Origin of the sequence: Curtobacterium sp. MCSS17_008 (genome assembly GCF_003234185.1) — a bacterium.
Lineage (GTDB): Bacteria > Actinomycetota > Actinomycetes > Actinomycetales > Microbacteriaceae > Curtobacterium.
In genome coordinates, this window is the sequence record NZ_QKSM01000032.1 from 1 (window position 1) to 1,372 (window position 1,372).

The window sequence follows — 1,372 nt, forward strand, 5'->3', positions numbered from 1 at the left end:
CTGGGGGACCGCGTGGACGAAGGGCCTGTCCTTCGGCACCGGCCAGTGCCCCGTCAAGCGGTACAACGAGCACCTGCGGGACCTCATCATCCGCGGCGTCGCGAACCCGGGCGACATCGTCTCGCACGAGGTCTCCCTCGACGAGGCCCCGGACGCGTACGACCACTTCGACAAGCGTGAGGACGGCTGGACGAAGGTCCTCCTCCACCCGCAGGGCGCATGACGCGGACGGCGCCACCAGCACCCCGGAGCGGTGGCCTGGACCGACCTCGGCGGGCCGTCGTGGTCGGCCAGGTCGCCCGGGACCTCGTGCTCGACGTCGGGCGCGTGCCCGAGCCGGGCGGGAGCACGCGCATCGGGCGGCGCATCGAGCGGCTCGGTGGGAAGGGCGCCAACCAGGCGCTCGGACTGCACCAGCTCGGGCTCGCCGTGGCGATCGTCGGCGTGGTCGGCACCGACCACGCGGGGCAGGACGTGCTGCACGAGGCAGAAGCCGAGGGCTTGGACGTGTCGGGTGTCGCGCGTCGCGGCAAGACCGCGCTGCTGGTGGACGTCACGGGCGAGGACGGGCGGCGTCTCCTGGAGGACGTGCCCACGGATGCGCTCCTCGACCCTACGGACGTCGAACGCGCCGCGCCGCTGTTCGCGGGAGCCGCGGTGGTGTCCCTGCAGCTGCAACAGCCTGCGGACGCCCTGTCGGTGGCGGCGCGGTCCGCTGCCGACGCCGGGGCCCGGATCGTGCTCGACGGGGCTGCGGACACCGACGGCGACGCCCTGCTGGCCTCGGCCGACCTCGTCCGCGCCGACGCCGTCGAGGCGGCCGCGTGGACCGGGTCCGTGGTGCGCGACCGGGGTGACGCCGCCCACACGACGCGGTACCTCCTCAGCCGTGGACCGTCGATCGCCGCCGTCACCGTGCCGGGCGAGGGGGATCTCGTCGACTGGGGCACGGGGACGGTGTTCCTGCCCTACGGGGACACTCCCGTCGTCGATCGGACGGGTGGGGGCGACGCCTTCCTGGCGGGGCTCGTCGCCGCACTCGCCCACGGGGCGGCGCCTGACGACGCTGCCCAGGCGGCCGCACGCGCCGCTGCGAGCACGGTGGCGCGCCTCGGGGGCCGGCCGGCGCTCGACCGACGGACGACGTGACGGACCAGCCACCACCGATCACCGACCACCCACGAAGGGAACGACATGAGCAACCACAGTGACGAGCGGTACACCGGCTTCGACCGGCTGGCGATCGGTGGCGAGTGGCGGCGGGGTTCGTCGGACCGCACCGCGGAGGACATCGACCCGTGGACGGGTGCGTCCCTCGTCGAGATCCAGCTGGCGTCGCAGGACGACGTCGACGCGGCCTACGAGGCGGCCC

At 74.4% G+C, this 1,372-nt stretch carries 1 protein-coding gene and 1 pseudogene; both read left to right on the forward strand.

The genetic code is table 11. The features are described from left to right. Positions 1-223 (forward strand): annotated as a pseudogene (locus tag DEJ23_RS15275) (aldehyde dehydrogenase); the annotation flags it as partial. A 59-nt stretch (positions 224-282) separates the two neighbouring features. Then, positions 283-1,149, forward strand: coding sequence for a PfkB family carbohydrate kinase (locus DEJ23_RS15280; RefSeq protein ID WP_258375596.1), 867 nt, complete (start codon positions 283-285; stop codon positions 1,147-1,149). Positions 1,150-1,372: the final 223 nt, after the last annotated feature.